The following is a 19,665-nucleotide window of genomic DNA, read 5'->3' as shown; positions in this document are numbered from 1 at the left end:
TCGCGGTGAGCGGCAAAGATCGACCAGGAAATAAATTTTGCTAAAGCTCATGTACAGCCCTCGATTGGCGCTGTACATACTTAGCTGAATTTAGCTGAATGCTTAAAGAAACCAGCGAACAAGGCCGTTAGCTCACTTATGTCATCGACTTCCTTTCGTCATACGCTCCGTCGTTTGTGGGCGCTGGACAAGTTCAGCTACAGCATGCGGGTGTTTATTGCGCTAACCGGCAGCATGGCGCTGTGCTGGTATCAAAATGAAATGGGCCTGCTGACCCCGGTTTTTCTGGGAATTATCGCCAGCGCCCTGGCCGAAACCGATGACAGCTGGCAGGGCCGCCTGAATGCGCTGGCAGTGACGCTGGTGTGTTTCAGCGTCGCGTCACTTGCCGTCGAGCTGCTATTCCCCTACCCCCTGATTTTTGTCTTTGCGCTGGCGCTGGCCGCCTTTGGCCTGACCATGCTCGGCGCCTTGGGCGAACGGTATGGCACCATCGCTTCGGCCACGCTGATTCTGTCTGTGTACACCATGATCGGCGTGGATCAGCGCGGGGGCGAGGTCAACGATTTCTGGCACGAGCCCATGCTGCTGGTCGCTGGCGCCGCCTGGTACGGGCTGCTGTCGGTGCTGTGGCAAATGCTGTTTTCCAATCAGCCTGTGCAGCAAAGCCTGGCCCGACTGTTTCGTGAGCTGGGGCTGTATCTGGAACTCAAGGCGACACTGTTCGAGCCGATCCGGCAACTCGACATCGAAGCGCGCCGACTGAAACTGGCGCAGCAAAACGGTCGCGTCGTCGCGGCCCTGAATGCAGCCAAGGAAATCATTCTGCACCGCGTCGGCGATGGGCGGCCCGGCGCCAAGGTCAGCCGCTATCTGAAGCTGTACTTTCTCGCCCAGGACATTCACGAACGCGCCAGTTCGTCGCATTACCCCTACAACGCGTTGGCCGAAGCGTTCTTCCACAGTGATGTACTGTTCCGTTGTTTGCGCTTGCTGCGCCAACAGGGAGTCGCCTGCCGCTTGCTGTCGGAGTCGATCCAGTTGCGTCAGCCATTCATCTACGATGAGGGCTTTGCCCACGCGCAGGAAGACTTGCACGCTTCGCTGGAGTACCTGCGCACCCAGAACAACCCGGCATGGCGTGGGCTCCTGCGCTCATTGCGCGCTCTGGCCGCGAACCTGGGCACACTCGATCGACTGATCAAGGATGCCAGCAATCCCGACAGCCTGGCCGACGCCACAGACAGCAGCCTGCTCGACCGTTCGCCCCACACATTCAAGGACGTGTGGGATCGCTTGCGCCTGCAAATGACCCCCACCTCGCTGCTGTTCCGCCACGCCTTGCGTCTGCCATTGGCGTTGAGCATCGGTTACGGCATGGTGCACTTGGTGCACCCGACCCAGGGTTACTGGATCATTCTGACCACGCTGTTCGTCTGCCAACCCAACTACGGCGCAACCCGGCGCAAACTGGTTCAACGGATCAGTGGTACGGCGATAGGCCTGACTGCAGGATGGGCGTTGTTTGATCTATTCCCCAGCCCGCTGATTCAAGCAATGTTCGCCGTGGTCGCTGGTGTGGTGTTCTTCGTCAACCGAACCACCCGCTACACCCTGTCGACGGCGGCAATCACCTTGATGGTGTTGTTCTGCTTCAACCAGGTAGGCGACAGTTACGGACTGTTCCTTCCGCGGTTGTTCGACACCTTGCTTGGAAGCTTGATTGCCGGGCTGACCGTGTTCCTGTTCCTTCCGGACTGGCAGGGGCGGCGCTTGAATAAAGTGCTGGCGAACACCCTGACCTGCAACAGCATTTACCTGCGCCAGATCATGCAGCAATACGCCAAAGGCAAAAGTGATGACCTGACGTACCGCCTGGCCCGGCGCAACGCGCACAACGCCGATGCGGCACTGTCCACCACCTTGGCTAATATGCTGATGGAGCCGGGGCACTTCCGCAAAGAAGCCGACGTGGGCTTTCGCTTTCTGGTGTTGTCACACACGTTGCTCAGCTACCTGTCGGGCTTGGGCGCGCACCGCGAAACCCAGTTGCCGGCCGAAGTACGCGAACATTTGATTGAGGGTGCTGCGGCAAGCCTGGCAGCGAGCATTGATGAAATCGCCCAAAGCCTGGCCAATAAAAAACCGGTAGCGATCCAGAGCGATGCCGAAGAAGCGCTGGCCAGCGATCTGGAGCACATGCCCGATGACATGGACGAAAGCCAGCGATTGGTGCAAACCCAACTCGCATTGATCGGCCGGCAATTGGGACCGCTGCGAACATTGGCTGCGCATTTGATCAAAGAGCCCACAGAAGCCTGAAACCTGTTCACACAGCCTGTTACAGGCCGTGCTGGCGAAACATCCGGGCGTAACTGCCATCGGCTTTCATCGCTGCAATGCCTCGGTCAAAGTTGGCGACAATCTGCGCATGATTGGGGTTCTTCAGACTGACCAGAATATGCAGACCGTTCTCGCTCAGTGGTTTAGGCAAAAATTCAACACTCTCGCGGACACGAGGCGCTTCATTGCTGAGGTTGTAGCGAGCGACATATTCGTCCTCCACCGCCAGCGCCACCCGTCCTGCTGCCAGCATGCGCACCGCCACGGAGAAACTGTGCACCGGAACTTTTTGTAGTTCGGGATCACCGTCGAAAGCGGATGAATAGGCATAGCCGCGTACCACGGCAATCGGGTAAGCGTGCAGCGCCTTCAGACGGTCGAACTCGATGGACGAGTCCTTGCGTTTGAGGAAGCGCACCCGGTTGATCAGGTACTCGTTAGAAAACTCACCGATCAACGTTCGCTCATGATTGAACCAGGCACTGACCAGCACGTCATAACGCCCGTCGCCAATACCTTGCAGCGCCCTTGCCCACGGCACTTGTTCGAACTCGCTGGCGTATCCCGCCCGCGCCAGGGCCGTACTGACAAGATCAGTGGCGAGGCCGCCATTGACCAGATTGATGTCGGTGAACGGAGGCCAGGCATCGGCCACCAAACGTAGCTTCTCCGCTGCGGCGGCTTGCGTCAGCAACAACAAACCCATCAAACCCATGGCTCGAAGCAGTCGCGGCATGCTCAAGTTCCTGAGGCAGGCAGATCGCCCGCCGTATTAAGGGCGCGTTACGCTTGGACTCTCATTAACAGTGGTCCATAAAACCCGGAACCCAGGGGCTCAATGCAGATTACACAAATATGACATGGCAACCAATCCGGATGAGGGCTATTAGCCTCGATTGAATACTCATAGTGGAGCAGGCACAACTCATATGAGTGATTGATGTGAGCGCTGGCTCAAGGAATCGTTCTAATGCGGTGCTTGACAGCCAAAGACTGACCCCGTAGCCATGCCACTGGACAGGTTGTTTTTTGCGCTGAGCTACTGCTTTATCAAGACCTCCTGGCCTGAATCACCGCACTCAGCATTAAGCCGCTACAGTTTTGTTTGGCCTCTCACACGATGCTGGCTTTAGTATTCGACCAGAATGTCTATTCAGAGTCCGCCATATGTCTATCAATTGGGTCTGCAAACACCATACCGATCTCAGCAAAGAACAGCTGTACGCCATTTTGCAGCTGCGTGCCGAAGTGTTCGTGGTCGAGCAAAAATGCTGTTATCAGGATGTCGACGGTCAGGACCTGGATGGCGACACCTGCCACCTGATGGCATGGGAAAACGATCTTCTGGTGGCTTATCTGCGCCTGCTTGACCCCATCCAGCAAGGCGGCGACGTAGTGATCGGTCGGGTTGTGACAGCCCCCACTGCGCGCAATAAAGGCATGGGCCATGCGCTGATGATTCAGGCGCTGGAGCACGCTGAAAAGCAATGGCCTGACCAACCAATCTACCTTGCGGCCCAAGCGCATCTGCAAGGCTATTACGGACGCTATGGCTTCACCCCGGTGGGCGAGGTGTATCTGGAAGACGACATCCCCCATATCGGCATGCGCCGCGACTTGGAATAAAAACGCATTCCTGGATGAGAAGAGCGAAAGCAGGACGTATTGGAAACATGCCGCAAAACTCATGCGGCTTTAGCGGGGGACGCGACAAATATATACCGCACAGCAGGGGCCGACAGAGGTAAACATCAGGGCGTCCATAAGGACATCTCAACTGCATAAGGAACATGTACATGACTAATGAAGAAGCCCTTCAACAGATCCAGCATTTGATCGGCAGCCGCTACGTGCCTACTGTCAAAGCCTACATCAGTGAACTGACCGGTCGACCTCGCGTGGTCGGTCTGAAGGACGTTGCCACCCGGGAGTTTGATACACAGCGAATTGGCATGACCGGTGATGACGCAGGCATCGTCACAGCCTTCAGTTTCGGCTAAGCAGGTACCCTTGAGCATTCAACTTTTCCCTGGATGCTTATTACTCCATTCGGCTTGCTGGCCGACACGCTCCAACGATGAGAGCCAAATGCTATAGCTTTAGCTCTCATCGCCAACTCGCAGGCACATCGCGCCTCAGGGGTAGCCCAGCACCGTCTTGATCTGCACCAGATGCTGCGCAATCCAGTCCTTGTCGATCGCCCCCCACTCGCGGATCTGATAACCGCCTGCATGATTGCGTGCGCCGTCCAACTGTTCGAATTCACAGAGAATATCGAGATCGGCCAGGGCGGCAATGGTGTCCTGCGCCGTGCGACGCGGCATGCCGGTGGCCTCCATCAAAGCGGGGACACTGCTGGCGATCCGGCTGTCTATCAAATACGCCACATACAACCGGCGATAAAAACTGCTTTTGGTCTTGCTGACGTCCATCGTCAAATCCTTATCGAGGCTCATTCGGCGGCCTTGCCTTGCAGGTCGCGCCAGGTCAGGTAAATGCGTAGATCGAACTCCAACTGGTGGTAGCCGGGCTGCATGTACTCACAAAGCTGATAAAACGCCTTGTTGTGGTCGGATTCCTTGAAGTGCGCCAACTCGTGCACCACGATCATTTTCAGAAACTCTGGAGCGGCCTCCTTGAACAACGAGGCGATGCGGATTTCTTTCTTGGCCTTGAGCTTGCCACCCTGCACACGGGATATCGCCGTATGCAGGCCCAGCGCTCGATGCGTCAGGTCCAGACGATTATCGAACAGCACCTTGTCGATATTCGGCGCATTACGCAGATGCTCTTGCTTCAACGCCAAAGCATAGGCGTACAGCGCTTTATCGCTCTGCACGGCATGCCGCTCCGGGTAGCGTTGCTTCAGGTAAGCGTCCAGCCGATTCTGTGCAATCAACTGACGCACTTGGTCTTGCAAGGCCGGCGGGTAGGCTTGCAGGTATTTCAAGGGAGAGAGGGCTGGCGCGGTCATAAGGAGCAACGAAGATTTGGAAGCACCCAGTGTACCGAATTCAGCTCACTTTGAGCCCCGCCCCATCGAACGGTTGGGCAAACTGCGCGACGGTAACCAACGACGAAACGCAGCTCGATCCGACTAACGGTATATCGCTTCAGGGAGTAACGCACGGGTGTTTGAGCCCCTGCAGAGGCACTTTGACACCACCCATTCACCGGGCCAGCATTAACAAACACGTGCTCAGCCCGTATAAAGGTCGCGCCCAAACCCTTGCGCTAGACGCTTTCCTGCTGGCAATGAGACATATTTGGAAGACTGAACAATGATCGATCTGGCATCCTGGAATTTGAGCATCCCCGTGGGCTCCCCCCCGGCGACTATCGACACGCCCAAATTGGTCGACGGCTACAACGGCAAATATTTCCACGCCGACACGGGAACCCTGTTTTTTTGGGCTCCGGTCACGGGCTCGCGTACCGCCAACGCCAAATACCCGCGCAGCGAACTCCGAGAAACCTACTCCAATGGCACGCTGCACAATTGGTTGTACCCCAGCGGCGATCACTTTTTGCGCGCAACCCTCGCCGTCAATCAGGTGCCATCATCGGGCAGAATCGTCATCGGCCAGATTCATGCCTACGAGAGTACCGAGCCGCTGCTGAAGGTCGAATACCAATACAAGGACGCGACGAAGAGCGGCATCGTCGTCGCCAAAGTGCGCAATCGGTTTGATGACCAGAAGAGTCGCGTGATTATCATCGCCGAGAACGTGCCGCTCAATGAACAATTCAAATACATCATCCACCTGAGCCCGGGGGGTGACTTGGGCGTTAGCGTGCGCGACGCGAACTGGAGCAGCCCGATCAGTGCCACCTGGCGTGACAAGCCTCTGTACTTCAAGGCTGGCGTCTATGCCCAGGACAACTCTGGCTACACCAATGAAGGAGGTATGGCGACGTTCTACAAGCTGGATATCGACCACAACTAAACCTGATCACACCGCTCACTAAAAACGACCCCACACAAAAAACGGCCCGACATCCTGAAGATGCGGGCCGTTTTTTTTGAAACATGAGCCAGCCGTAAGCCAGCCCATCCATTTACTCAGCGAGAAGCGTCGTTGAACTCTTTCTCGGCTGCATCGAAGCGCGTCAACATACCCGCCGTTGGCCCCTTGCCAATCAGGCTGAAAACCACGATGGCAATGCTGGCGAAGATGAAGCCAGGAATGATTTCGTACAGACCCAGCAGGCTGAAGTGCTTCCAGACGATGACGGTGATCGCGCCGACCAGAATACCGGCTAGGGCGCCGTTACGCGTCATGCCCTTCCACAGCACCGAGATCAATACCACAGGACCGAAAGCAGCACCGAAACCTGCCCAGGCATAGCTGACCAGACCCAACACCCTGTTATCCGGATTAGAGGCCAGGGCGATGGCAATCAGCGCGATCAACAGAACCATGCTGCGCCCTACCCATACCAGCTCGGCCTGCGAAGCGCGTTTGCGGAAGAAAGCTTTGTAGAAGTCTTCGGTCAGCGCGCTGGAGCACACCAGCAACTGACAGCTCAGGGTACTCATCACCGCAGCAAGAATCGCCGACAGCAACACACCGGCAATCCATGGGTTGAACAGGATTTTCGCCAGTTCGATGAATACCCGCTCCGGGTTCTCGAGAACCGGGCCGACGAGATCAGGGTGCACCGAGAAGTACGCGATACCGAAGAAGCCCACTGCTACCGTGCCGCCCAGACACAGGATCATCCAGGTCATGGAGATCCGACGCGCTTTGGCAATCGACTTGACCGAATCCGCCGCCATGAACCGCGCAAGGATGTGCGGTTGGCCGAAGTAGCCCAACCCCCAACCCATCAACGAAATGACGCCGATGAAGCTGGTATTTTTCAGCATGTCGAAGTTAGTCGGGTCTTTCGCTTCGATCACCAGGAATGTGGTATCGATGCCTCCGGTGGCCAGCAATACGATAATCGGCGTAAGGATCAACGCGAAGATCATCAGCGTGGCCTGCACGGTATCGGTCCAGCTCACCGCAAGGAAACCGCCGACGAAGGTGTAGGCGATGGTCGCGGCAGCGCCGGCCCACAACGCAGTCTCGTAAGACATGCCGAAAGTGCTTTCAAACAAGCGGGCGCCGGCCACGATGCCCGATGCACAATAGATGGTGAAAAACACCAGGATCACGATGGCCGAGATAATCCGCAGCAACCCGCTCTTGTCTTCGAAACGGCCGGTGAAGTAATCCGGCAGGGTCAATGCGTCGCCATTGTGTTCGGTCTGCACCCGCAGCCGCCCCGCAACGAACAGCCAGTTCAGGTAAGCACCGACGATCAGGCCGATGGCGATCCAGCTTTCCGACAGACCTGACATGTAAATGGCGCCTGGCAGCCCCATCAACAGCCAGCCACTCATGTCCGATGCGCCAGCCGAAAGCGCGGTGACCACACTGCCGAGGCTACGACCACCCAGAATATAATCAGAAAGGTTGTTGGTAGAGCGATAGGCCATGAAGCCGATCAGCACCATTGCTGCGATGTAGATCACAAAGGTGATCAGGGTTGGGTTGCTGACAATCATTGAGCTGAGCCCTGGCATTGTTTTTATTTAGCGGCGGCTATCAGGCACGCCGAAACGAAGAGCTCGCCTCGCATGCATGAACTACTGACCGCGCGTTTGACTGAAATTTCCCCAGGAAAATGTCAGCAGATGAACCTCATGCGTACCGGGTTGCACCTTGGCCGCGAATCCTAGTCAACTATGCAAATAAGGCGCAACCAGTTTTGGAAATTAAGTTGCACCTTATTGAGTCTTTTACGTACCGGAATGTTTTTTGCTTCCTTTCGGAGCAAAAAAGCACTTTTACATAATTAAAAGCACCATAAGAGCGCGCTTAGTTCTGGCTGCTCCTCGTTTTCCGAGATGAGCAAAAAATTTCCGATGAAAATAGGTTGCACTAGGTTGCACCCCGTCAAACGCGAGGCTAATCTGAGCGCCAGCTGATGCCACACCGTGGTGGCGATAACGAGGACAAGAAATGGCGACGACCACCCTGGGTGTCAAACTTGACGACCCTACCCGTGAGCGATTGAAAGCCGCTGCTCAATCAATCGACCGCACTCCACACTGGTTGATCAAGCAAGCGATTTTCAACTACCTGGAAAAACTCGAAGGGGGTGCAACCCTGACAGAGTTGAACGGGCTGACACTCAAGGATGGCGACGACCACGTCGGCCTGCCAGCAGACATCGCCCACCAGTGCTTCCTCGAGTTCGCCGAGAGCATCCTGCCGCAATCAGTTTTGCGTGCGGCGATTACCTCCGCCTATCGCCGCCCGGAACCTGAAGTGGTACCGATGCTGCTGGAACAGGCGCGCCTGCCCGTGAGCATGGCCGAGGCCACCCAGAAGCTCGCCGCGAGCATCGCCGAAAAACTGCGCAATCAGAAAAGCGCGGGAGGCCGTGCCGGCATCGTCCAGGGTTTGTTGCAAGAATTCTCGTTGTCCTCTCAAGAAGGCGTGGCACTGATGTGCCTGGCCGAAGCGCTGCTGCGCATCCCGGACAAGGGCACCCGCGACGCACTGATTCGCGACAAGATCAGCACCGGAAACTGGCAGCCGCACTTGGGCAATAGTCCGTCGCTGTTCGTCAACGCTGCCACGTGGGGCCTGCTACTGACCGGCAAACTGGTCGCTACCCATAATGAAACAGGCCTGACCTCTTCGCTGAGCCGGATCATTGGCAAAAGCGGCGAGCCGATGATCCGAAAAGGCGTGGACATGGCGATGCGCCTGATGGGCGAGCAGTTCGTCACCGGCGAAACCATCGCAGAAGCCCTGGCCAATGCCAGCCGCTTCGAAGCCAAGGGCTTCCGCTACTCCTACGACATGCTCGGTGAAGCGGCCCTGACCGAACACGACGCACAGAAATACCTCGCGTCCTACGAGCAAGCGATCCACTCCATTGGCAAAGCGTCCCATGGTCGTGGCATTTATGAAGGCCCCGGGATCTCGATCAAACTCTCCGCCCTGCACCCGCGCTACAGCCGCGCGCAGTACGAACGCGTCATGGAAGAGTTGTACCCGCGCCTGTTGTCGCTGACCTTGCTGGCCAAGCAATACGACATCGGCCTGAACATCGACGCCGAAGAGGCCGACCGTCTCGAGCTGTCACTGGATCTGCTGGAACGCCTGTGCTTCGAGCCGCAGCTGACCGGCTGGAACGGCATTGGCTTCGTGATTCAGGCGTACCAGAAACGGTGCCCGTATGTGATTGACTACGTGATCGATCTGGCCCGCCGCAGCCGCCATCGCCTGATGATCCGCTTGGTGAAAGGCGCGTACTGGGACAGCGAAATCAAGCGCGCCCAGGTCGACGGCCTGGAAGGCTATCCGGTCTATACCCGCAAGGTATACACCGACGTTTCCTACATCGCCTGCGCACGCAAACTGCTGTCTGTGCCGGAAGTCATCTATCCGCAATTTGCCACGCACAACGCCCACACCCTGGCAGCGATCTACCATATTGCCGGTCAGAACTATTACCCCGGCCAGTACGAGTTCCAGTGCCTCCACGGCATGGGCGAACCGTTGTACGAACAAGTGGTGGGCAAGGTTGCCGATGGCAAGCTGAACCGCCCATGCAGGGTCTATGCACCGGTCGGCACCCACGAAACATTGTTGGCGTACTTGGTACGTCGCCTCCTGGAAAACGGCGCGAACACCTCGTTCGTCAACCGCATTGCCGACCACTCCATCGCCATTCAGGAACTGGTGGCCGATCCAGTGAGCAGCATCGAGCAGATGGCCGCGCAGGAAGGCGGCTTCGGCCTGCCACACCCACGTATCCCGCTGCCGCGTGATCTTTACGGCCCGGCTCGCGCCAACTCCAGCGGTATCGACCTGGCAAACGAACACCGCCTGGCGTCGCTGTCCTCGGCATTGCTGGCAACCGCGCACAACGACTGGAAAGCCGCTCCGATGCTCGGCAGCCCTGCGAGCACCGGCGCTTTTGCGCCGGTCCTGAACCCGTCGGATTTGCGTGATGTGGTCGGTCACGTTCAGGAAGCCAATCTGGAAGACGTCGATAACGCCATCCAGTGTGCGCTCAACGCCGCCCCCATCTGGCAAGCGACACCACCCGCAGAACGCGCTGCGATCCTGGAACGTGCCGCTGAGTTGATGGAGGGTGAAATCCAGCCGCTGATGGGCCTGCTGGCGCGTGAAGCCGGCAAGACATTCGCCAACGCCATCGCCGAAGTACGTGAAGCCGTGGACTTCCTGCGTTACTACGCAGTGCAGGCGCGCAATGACTTCACCAACGACGCGCATCGCCCCTTAGGGCCAGTGGTCTGTATCAGCCCGTGGAACTTCCCGCTGGCTATTTTCAGTGGCCAGGTCGCCGCCGCATTGGCCGCCGGTAACCCGGTGCTGGCCAAACCCGCCGAACAAACCCCGCTGATTGCTGCACAAGCGGTGCGCTTGTTACTTGAAGCCGGCATCCCTGAGGGCGTGGTGCAACTGCTGCCGGGCCGTGGTGAAACGGTCGGCGCACGTCTGGTGGGGGATAATCGGGTCAAGGGCGTGATGTTCACGGGTTCGACCGAAGTCGCGCGCTTGCTGCAACGCAATATCGCCGGTCGCCTGGACGCACAAGGTCGGCCGATTCCGCTGATCGCCGAAACCGGCGGACAAAACGCGATGATCGTCGACTCCTCCGCGCTGACCGAACAAGTGGTCATCGACGTGGTGTCCTCGGCCTTCGACAGTGCCGGTCAACGCTGCTCGGCTCTGCGTGTGCTATGCCTGCAAGAGGACTCTGCCGACCGCGTGATCGAAATGCTTAAAGGCGCCATGGCTGAATGCCGCCTTGGCAACCCGGAGCGTTTGTCCGTGGATATCGGGCCGGTGATCGATGCCGAGGCCAAAGCCGGGATCGAGAAGCACATCCAGGCCATGCGCGACAAAGGCCGCACCGTGTACCAGATGGCGATTGCCGACAGCACAGAAATAAAGCGCGGCACCTATGTGATGCCAACCTTGATCGAACTGGAAAGCTTCGACGAACTGCAACGGGAGATCTTCGGCCCAGTGCTGCACGTGGTGCGCTACAAGCGTAAGGAACTGGACCAGCTGATCGGCCAGATCAACGCCTCGGGCTACGGTCTGACGCTCGGTGTGCACACGCGTATCGACGAAACCATCGCCAAGGTCGTCGACAAGGTCAATGCCGGTAACGTCTACGTCAACCGCAACATCGTCGGCGCTGTAGTGGGTGTGCAGCCGTTCGGAGGTGAAGGGTTGTCGGGCACCGGGCCTAAAGCCGGTGGACCGCTGTACCTCTATCGCCTGCTCTCGGTTCGCCCGGTGGATGCCATCGAGCAGTCCTTCGCTCGCGGCGATGCGCTGGCTGCGCCGGACACCCAGATGCGTGAAGCCATGAGCAAACCGCTCGGCGCCCTGCAAGCCTGGGCCAGCAGTCACCAGCAAGACGCGCTGGGCGCGTTGTGCAAACAGTTCGCCGAGCAGTCGCAAAGCGGCACCATCCGCTTGCTGAACGGCCCGACCGGCGAACGCAACAGCTACAGCCTGCTGCCCCGTGAGCATGTGCTGTGTCTGGCGGACATCGAAGCTGACCTGTTGATCCAGCTGGCCGCCGTATTGGCCGTCGGTAGCACCGCTGTGGTGCCGGAAAACGACGTGAGCAAACCACTGCACGCTCGCCTGCCTAAAGAAGTACAGGCACGCATCCAGTTGATCGCTGACTGGAACAAGGACGAAGTGGTCATCGATGCAGTCCTGCATCACGGCGACTCCGACCAACTGCGAGCGATCTGCCAGCAAGTCGCCAAACGCGCTGGCGCTATCGTCGGGGTTCAAGGCCTGTCACACGGCGAAACCAACATCGCGCTGGAACGCCTGGTGATCGAGCGAGCCCTGAGCGTGAACACTGCGGCAGCAGGAGGAAATGCCAGCTTGATGACGATTGGTTAATCGTTAGCGCAGCGGGTACAAAAGGGGAGCTCAGGCTCCCCTTTTTTTCACAAAAAAATCGTCCGGCAAATTTGAAACAGCACGTCATCTAACTCGACTTACCCCACGTTTTACCCCTCCATCACCCGCATCAATCTTGCTATTCAGCAGCCTGCTCCAACGCCTAGACTCCGAGCACTCCAAAAAAAGGTAGGCCGCCATGTCCGAGACGCTGCTCAGTTCCCGCAATCTGGCTTTCGAGCTGTATGAAGTGCTCGATGCCGAAGCCCTGACCCAGCGCGAGCGTTTCGTCGAGCACAATCGCGAGACCTTCGATGCGGCGATTAGTACGGCGCGGACCATTGCGGAAAAGTATTTCGCCCCGCACAACCGCAAGGGTGACGAGAACGAGCCGCGCTATGAAAACGGCGAGGCGATCCTGATCCCGGAGGTCAAGCCTGCGGTGGATGCATTCCTTGCAGCGGGCTTTCTTAATGCCGCACGTAGCTTCGAGGCGGGCGGTATGCAGTTGCCTACGCTGCTGTCGCAAGCCTGTTTTGCGCATTTTCAATCGGCCAATGCCGCGTCGACGTCGTACCCGTTCCTGACCATGGGTGCGGCCAACCTGATCGAAAGCTTTGGCAGCGAAGAACAGAAACAGCGCTTTTTGCAGCCGATGATCGACGGACGCTTTTTCGGCACCATGGCCCTGACTGAACCGCATGCCGGCTCCTCGCTGTCGGATATTCGCACCCGCGCCGAACCTGCGGCGGACGGCAGCTATCGCCTGCGCGGCAATAAGATTTTCATCTCTGGCGGCGATCATCCGTTGTCGGAAAACATCGTGCACATGGTCCTGGCCAAGCTGCCTGACGCCCCAGCCGGGGTAAAAGGCATCTCGCTGTTTATCGTGCCCAAGTTCCTGGTCAACGATGATGGCAGTCTGGGCAAACGCAACGACGTGCTGCTGGCCGGTTTGTTCCACAAGATGGGCTGGCGCGGCACCACGTCCACGGCGCTGAACTTTGGTGATAACGGCGAGTGTGTCGGCTATCTGGTGGGCAAGCCGCATCAAGGCTTGAGCTATATGTTCCAGATGATGAACGAAGCACGGATCGGCGTCGGCATGGGCGCCGTGATGCTGGGTTACGCCGGGTATCTGTACTCACTGGAGTACGCCCGCGAACGCCCGCAAGGTCGTCTGCCGGACAGCAAAAACCCGGAAACCGCGCCGGTTGCGATCATCCAGCATGCCGACGTCAAACGCATGTTGCTGACGCAGAAAGCCTACGTCGAAGGCGCCTTCGACCTCGGTCTGTATGCGGCGCGGCTATTTGACGACACCACCACCGGGGAAACCGAAGAGGTCCGCAAGCAGGCCCACGAGTTACTCGACTTACTGACGCCTATCGTCAAATCCTGGCCCTCCGAGTTCTGCCTCAAGGCCAACGAACTGGCGATCCAGATTCTCGGCGGCCATGGCTACACCCGCGAATACCCGGTGGAACAGTACTACCGCGATAACCGCTTGAACCCGATTCATGAGGGTACTCACGGCATTCAGTCGCTGGACCTGCTCGGGCGAAAACTGGGGCAAAACGGCGGTGCCGGACTCAAGCAACTGATCCGCCTGATCGCCGACACCGCAGCACGTGCGCAGGCTCATGAAGGTTTAACCCCGCTGCGCCAACCACTGGAGCAATTGGTGGCACGCCTGCAAACCGTGACCATCGGCCTGTTGACCGACCTGGCGCAGGGCAAGGTCAATAGCAGCCTGGCCAATTCGGCGCTGTACCTGAAGGCGTTCGGTCATACCGTGATCGGCTGGCGCTGGCTGGAACAGGCGATCCGCGCAGAAGAAGGCCTGGCAAAAGGCAACGAAGCCGACGTCAGCTTCTATAAAGGCAAGCTTCAAGCTGCCCGGTACTTCCTGACGTGGGAAATACCGGGCTGCCATCACGAGCTGGCGATTCTCGAAGCGAGGGATGACACCTGCCTGTCAATGCAGGACGCCTGGTTTTAACGGGCTGGCAGACTCGCTGTCGCGCACGTCATAAGGCAAATCATCCCGACTGATCCAAGCCCCAAACAGACAAAGCTTTGACAGCCAGCCAATTCAACAGGTTAGAATCGCTTGGCACGCGGACTGCATAGGCAGTTCGCGCCCAGCCTTTTGAATTTGCTTTCTGGAGTACCGCCCTTGGATGCAACAACCATCAACAGCCTGTTCTTGATCGGCGCGTTGCTGGTGGGTGCAAGTATCCTGGTCAGCTCCCTCTCTTCACGTCTGGGCATCCCGATTCTGGTCATCATCCTCGCGGTGGGCATGGCCGCGGGCGTCGATGGCGGCGGGATCATTTTCGACAACTACCCAACGGCGTATCTGGTCGGCAACCTCGCCCTGGCGGTGATTTTGCTCGATGGCGGCTTGCGCACACGCGTCGCCAGCTTCCGGGTTGCGCTGTGGCCGGCCCTGTCATTGGCAACGGTCGGTGTACTGATCACCACCGGGCTGACCGGGGTAGCGGCTGCATGGTTGTTTAATCTGAATTTGATTCAGGGCCTGTTGATCGGCGCCATTGTTGGCTCCACCGATGCTGCGGCGGTCTTCTCGCTGCTGGGCGGCAAAGGCCTGAACGAACGGGTCACCGCCAGCCTGGAAATCGAATCCGGCAGTAACGACCCGATGGCGGTTTTCCTGACCGTGACCCTGATCGACATGCTCGCCAGCGGCGAAACCGGCCTGCACTGGGGCCTGCTGGGGCAACTGATTCGTGAGTTTGGTATCGGCGGGATTATCGGTCTGGGCGGCGGCTGGCTGATGCTGCAACTGGTCAACCGGATCAATCTGGCAAACGGCCTGTACCCCATTCTGGTGATCAGCGGCGGGCTGGCGGTGTTTGCCCTGACCAACGCCATCCACGGCAGCGGCTTTTTAGCGGTGTACCTGTGTGGCCTGGTGCTTGGCAACCGTCCGATCCGCAGTCGCCACGGCATTCTGCACATGCTCGACGGCATGGCCTGGCTGGCGCAGATCGGCATGTTCCTGGTGCTGGGCCTGCTGGTCACACCGCATGATTTACTGCCTATCGCCCTGCCCGCGCTGGGTCTGGCACTGTGGATGATTCTGTTTGCCCGGCCGCTGTCGGTGCTGGTCGGCCTGCTGCCATTCAAGGCGTTCCATGACCGGGAAAAAGCATTTATCGCCTGGGTCGGTCTGCGCGGCGCGGTGCCGATCATTCTCGCGGTGTTCCCGCTTATGGCCGGGCTGCCCCACGCCCAGCTGTATTTCAACCTCGCGTTTTTTATCGTACTTGTCTCGTTGTTGGTCCAGGGAACCAGCCTGCCGTGGGTCGCCAAGCTGCTGAAAGTCACCGTACCGCCAGAACCGGCACCGATTTCACGCGCCGCGCTGGAGGTGCATGCCACCAGTGAGTGGGAACTGTTCGTTTACCGCCTGGGTGCTGAAAAATGGTGCATCGGCGCCGCCCTGCGTGAACTGAAAATGCCCGAGGGCACCCGTATCGCGGCCCTGTTTCGAGGTCAGCAACTGCTCCATCCGTCGGGTAGTACCACCCTTGAAGTCGGTGATCTGCTTTGCGTGATCGGCCATGAACATGACCTGTCTGCCTTGGGCAAGCTGTTCAGCCAGGCCCCGCAGCGCGGTCTGGATTTGCGTTTCTTCGGCGACTTCGTCCTCGAGGGAGACGCTCAGCTCGGGCCTGTCGCAGCATTGTATGGTTTGAAACTCGACGGTCTGGATCCAGAGATGCCGCTTAGCCAATTCATCATTCAGAAGAATCGCGGCGAGCCTGTGGTCGGCGATCAGATCGAATGGAACGGTACCATTTGGACCGTTGCGGTGATGGACGGGAACAAGATCCTTAAAGTCGGCGTCAAATTTCCCGAAGGGAGCCGCCCAGGTCCTGGGTTGTTCCTCTAAACTCCCTCTCTCTTCGATCAGTTCGACCGGTACTTATGCTCAACCTGCGCACTTTTTTTGTTGCCGCCCTTCTTGGGCTCTGCCTCTCTACCATCCCGGCACAGGCTGCCGAGCCGCCCACCCGCAGCGCCGTACAGCAAAGTCTGGATAAAATTGCCGAACGCAAATTGGCTGATGCGGATCAAAAAGCCCTGCAACAGGTGCTTGAGCAAACCCTGACGCTGATCGCCAGCAAGGAAGACGCTGAAAAGCGTCTGACCGAACTCAAACAGCAACTGAGCCTGGCTCCGCGCCAGACGGCGGAAAACCAGCGCGAACTGACTCGTCTCAAAGCCAGCAAAACCGTCCCGACGACCCAGCGTTACGCGAACCTCGACGTGCCGCCACTCGAGCAAATGCTCACCGAGCGCAGCACTCAGCTCAACGACCTGCAAAAAAGCCTGAACGATGCTAACAGTCTGACCATCACCGCACAGACCCGTCCGGAACGGGCGCAGGCCGAGATCAGCAGCAATCAGACGCGCATTCAGCAGATCAACAACCTCCTTAAAACGGGCAAGGACAGCGGCAAACCACTCAGCGCCGACCAGCGTAACCAACTCAATGCCGAACTGGCCTCGCTCAACGCCCTGACGGTATTGCGCCGTCAGGAACTGGCAGGCAACAGCCTGCTGCAAGATCTGAGCAGCAGCCAGCATGACCTGCTGACCGAGCGCGTCAGCCGGCAAGAGCAGGATATTCAAGACCTGCAAACCCTGATCAACGACAAGCGCCGTGCCCAGTCACAACAAACCGTCACACAACTGTCCATCGAAGCGCAAAAAGCGGGCAGCAGCAGCCTGCTGGCCACTGAAAGCGCGGCCAATCTCAAACTCTCGGATTACCTGTTGCGCGGCACTGACCGCCTCAACGACTTGACCCAGCAAAACCTCAAGACCAAGCAACAGCTGGATAGCCTGACCCAAAGCGATCAGGCGCTGGATGAACAGATCAGCGTGCTCAAGGGCAGCCTGCTGCTGTCCAAAATCCTCTACAAACAGAAACAGGCACTGCCGCACCTGACGCTCGACAGCGGCTTGGCAGACGAAATCGCTGACATTCGTCTGTATCAATTCGAAGTCAATCAACAGCGGGAGTTGATCAGCAGCCCAAGCGCTTATGTCGAAAAGCTGCTCGCCACCCAACCGCCAGAAGACGTTACGCCGCTGCTGCGCAAAACCCTGCTTGACCTTGCGACCACCCGCAGCGATCTGCTGGAACGTTTGAACCGTGAGCTGAGCGCGCTGCTCAACGAGTCCATTACCCTGCAGCTCAGTCAGAAACAGCTGGCCAGCACGGCGCTGAGTCTGCGCTCGACCCTCGACGAGCAGATGTTCTGGATTCCCAGCAATAAACCGCTGGACCTGGAATGGATAGAAGGCATCCAGCCGCGCCTGACAAAACAGCTCGCCACCCTTCCATGGACGTCAAGTGTCAGCGAGTTGGCAGACGGGCTGACAAGCAGACCCCTGCTGTTTCTGCCGCTGCTGTTGTTGATCGGCGCACTGGTATGGAAACGCAAAGCGCTCTACAGCAAGCTGAACAAATTGCACTCCGATATCGGCCACTTCAAACGCGACAGCCAATGGCAGACACCGCTGGCGATCCTGATCAATATCTTGCTGGCCATGCCCGTGGCGCTGGGCCTGGCGTTGTGTGGCTATGCCTTGCAAATTGACGCACGCGGGCAAAACGCCAACCTGGGCTCGGCCTTGCTACAAATCGCCCTGGCCTGGCTGGTGTTCTATACCGCTTACCGGATTCTCGCGCCGGGAGGCGTCGCACAACTGCATTTCCGCTGGGAAAAACCACAGGTTGAATTCCTCAGAGGCTGGATTCGCCGCCTGGGCCTGGTGGTGCTGGCGTTGGTCGCCGTCGTTGCGATGGCGGAACATCAACCTGCCGCGCTGGCCGACGACGTCCTGGGGATTGCCGTTGTTCTGACGTGCTACGCCATGATGACCTGGCTGCTAAGCCGTTTGCTGATCAGCAGCCCCACTCGCGAGAGCGCGTCGCTGTTCCGCAAAGCGGTCGGCGTGATCTTCACCGCCCTGCCAATAGCCTTGTTCATCGCGGTGTGCTTCGGCTACTACTACACCGCGCTGAAACTCAGTGATCGACTGATCAACACCCTGTACTTACTGATGCTGTGGCTGGTCATCGAAGCCGCCTTCATCCGCGGCCTGGGCGTAGCGGCAAGGCGTCTGGCCTACCAGCGCGCCCTGAGCAAACGTCAGGCGGCCAAGGAAAGCGGTGACGGTGACTCGGTAATCGAAGAGCCGACACTGGATATCGAACAGGTCAACGAACAGTCCTTGCGCTTGATTCGCCTAGCCCTGCTCGGCGGCTTTATCGGCGCGCTGTATTGGGTCTGGTCCGACCTGATCACGGTATTCTCCTATCTGGACAACATCACCCTCTACGAATACACCAGCGGCACCGGCGCGACCATGAGCATGGTGCCAATCAGCCTCGGCGACATGATTGGCGCACTGATCATCATCTGCATCACCGTCGTACTGGCCGGTAACCTGCCAGGCCTGCTCGAAGTGCTGGTGCTGTCACGCCTGAGCCTGGCCCAGGGCAGCGCCTACGCGACTACGACCCTGCTGTCGTATGCGATTGCCGGGGTCGGTTTCGTTTCCACCCTGTCGGCGCTGGGCGTGAGTTGGGACAAACTGCAATGGCTGGTCGCGGCACTGTCGGTAGGTTTGGGTTTCGGGATGCAGGAGATTTTCGCCAACTTCATCTCCGGCATCATGATCCTGTTCGAACGTCCGGTGCGGATCGGCGACACCATCACCATTGGCAACCTGTCAGGCACGGTCAGCAAGATCCGTATCCGCGCCACGACCATCACCGACTTCGACCGCAAGGACATTATTGTCCCGAACAAGACCTTCATCACCGGGCAATTGATCAACTGGTCACTGACCGACACCATCACCCGCGTCACCCTGAAACTGGGGGTCGATTACGGCTCGGACTTGGAGTTGGTGCGCAACCTGCTGCTCAAGGCCGCCCACGAAAACCCGCGGGTACTCAAAGACCCGCCGCCTATCGTGTACTTCCTGAACTTCGGCGAAAGCACCCTCGACCACGAGCTGCGCATGCACGTGCGTGACCTCGGCGACCGCAACCCGGTACTCGACGAGATCAACCGCTTTATTAATCGCGAGTTCAAGGCACACCACATCAACATCTCGTTCCGCCAGGTGGAGGTCTACCTCAAGAACATGCAGGGTCAGGAATACAAGATGGTGCCCATCGAAGCCGCAGACAAAACCAGTGCACCGGTCCCGCCAGCGCCCCCTGCCGCCAAGGACGCACCCGAGCCACCGGACATCAGACTCGACTGATACGCTTAATCCCAGCAGAATGGTCGGACATTCTGCT

General features: G+C 58.3%; 12 protein-coding genes. 8 read left to right on the top strand and 4 right to left on the bottom strand.

The features are described from left to right. Positions 1-138: 138 nt before the first annotated feature. A complete protein-coding gene (gene yccS, locus RHM55_RS17130; protein WP_322177495.1) occupies positions 139-2,322 on the top strand; it encodes a YccS family putative transporter in 2,184 nt (727 codons plus the stop codon). A 19-nt stretch (positions 2,323-2,341) separates the two neighbouring features. Here yccS and RHM55_RS17125 read toward each other — a convergent pair whose 3' ends face one another. Further along, positions 2,342-3,079 carry a substrate-binding periplasmic protein gene (locus RHM55_RS17125; RefSeq protein ID WP_322177494.1) on the bottom strand — a complete coding sequence of 246 codons (738 nt, stop codon included), beginning with the start codon at positions 3,077-3,079 and terminating at the stop codon, positions 2,342-2,344. Positions 3,080-3,510: 431 nt separating this feature from the next. On the opposite strand from RHM55_RS17125, the gene RHM55_RS17120 reads away from it, so the two are divergent. Beyond that, positions 3,511-3,969 carry a GNAT family N-acetyltransferase gene (locus tag RHM55_RS17120; protein ID WP_322177493.1) on the top strand — a complete coding sequence of 153 codons (459 nt, stop codon included), beginning with the start codon at positions 3,511-3,513 and terminating at the stop codon, positions 3,967-3,969. A gap of 170 nt (positions 3,970-4,139) precedes the next feature. Then, a complete protein-coding gene (locus tag RHM55_RS17115; protein WP_322177492.1) occupies positions 4,140-4,343 on the top strand; it encodes a hypothetical protein in 204 nt (67 codons plus the stop codon). 135 nt (positions 4,344-4,478) lie between these two features. On the opposite strand, the gene RHM55_RS17110 is transcribed toward RHM55_RS17115, so the two are convergent. Both RHM55_RS17110 and RHM55_RS17105 read right to left on the bottom strand, forming a co-directional pair. Then, positions 4,479-4,775 (bottom strand): winged helix-turn-helix domain-containing protein, encoded by a 297-nt coding sequence (locus RHM55_RS17110; protein ID WP_322177491.1) that lies wholly within the window; start codon positions 4,773-4,775, stop codon positions 4,479-4,481. Positions 4,776-4,795: 20 nt separating this feature from the next. Beyond that, positions 4,796-5,317 carry a M48 family metallopeptidase gene (locus RHM55_RS17105; RefSeq protein ID WP_322177490.1) on the bottom strand — a complete coding sequence of 174 codons (522 nt, stop codon included), beginning with the start codon at positions 5,315-5,317 and terminating at the stop codon, positions 4,796-4,798. 307 nt (positions 5,318-5,624) lie between these two features. On the opposite strand from RHM55_RS17105, the gene RHM55_RS17100 reads away from it, so the two are divergent. Beyond that, positions 5,625-6,290, top strand: a complete 666-nt coding sequence (locus RHM55_RS17100) for a polysaccharide lyase family 7 protein (protein ID WP_322177489.1) — start codon at positions 5,625-5,627, stop codon at positions 6,288-6,290. A gap of 116 nt (positions 6,291-6,406) precedes the next feature. Here the strand turns inward: RHM55_RS17100 and putP are convergent, their stop codons facing one another. Next, positions 6,407-7,897 (bottom strand): sodium/proline symporter PutP, encoded by a 1,491-nt coding sequence (gene putP / locus RHM55_RS17095; protein ID WP_322177488.1) that lies wholly within the window; start codon positions 7,895-7,897, stop codon positions 6,407-6,409. A 457-nt stretch (positions 7,898-8,354) separates the two neighbouring features. Between putP and putA the strand changes: the two genes are divergently transcribed. The 4 genes from putA (at position 8,355) to mscK (ending at position 19,628) form a co-directional block, all read left to right on the top strand. Beyond that, the gene (putA, locus tag RHM55_RS17090; RefSeq protein WP_322177487.1) at positions 8,355-12,308 is read left to right on the top strand and encodes a trifunctional transcriptional regulator/proline dehydrogenase/L-glutamate gamma-semialdehyde dehydrogenase; all 3,954 of its coding nucleotides are present in this window, start codon (positions 8,355-8,357) and stop codon (positions 12,306-12,308) included. A 199-nt stretch (positions 12,309-12,507) separates the two neighbouring features. Then, complete coding sequence (locus RHM55_RS17085; RefSeq protein ID WP_322177486.1) at positions 12,508-14,310, top strand: acyl-CoA dehydrogenase; 1,803 nt, start codon at positions 12,508-12,510, stop codon at positions 14,308-14,310. Positions 14,311-14,487: 177 nt separating this feature from the next. Further along, on the top strand, positions 14,488-16,230 hold the full coding sequence (locus RHM55_RS17080; protein ID WP_322177485.1) for a potassium/proton antiporter: 1,743 nt from the start codon (positions 14,488-14,490) through the stop codon (positions 16,228-16,230). A gap of 35 nt (positions 16,231-16,265) precedes the next feature. Then, positions 16,266-19,628, top strand: coding sequence for a mechanosensitive channel MscK (mscK, locus tag RHM55_RS17075; RefSeq protein WP_322177484.1), 3,363 nt, complete (start codon positions 16,266-16,268; stop codon positions 19,626-19,628). Positions 19,629-19,665 lie beyond the last annotated feature (37 nt).

It is taken from the genome of Pseudomonas sp. MH9.2 (assembly GCF_034353875.1).
Classification (GTDB): domain Bacteria; phylum Pseudomonadota; class Gammaproteobacteria; order Pseudomonadales; family Pseudomonadaceae; genus Aquipseudomonas.
The sequence above is the reverse complement of the archived record's forward strand: the minus strand, read 5'-3'. Positions and strand labels throughout refer to the sequence as shown.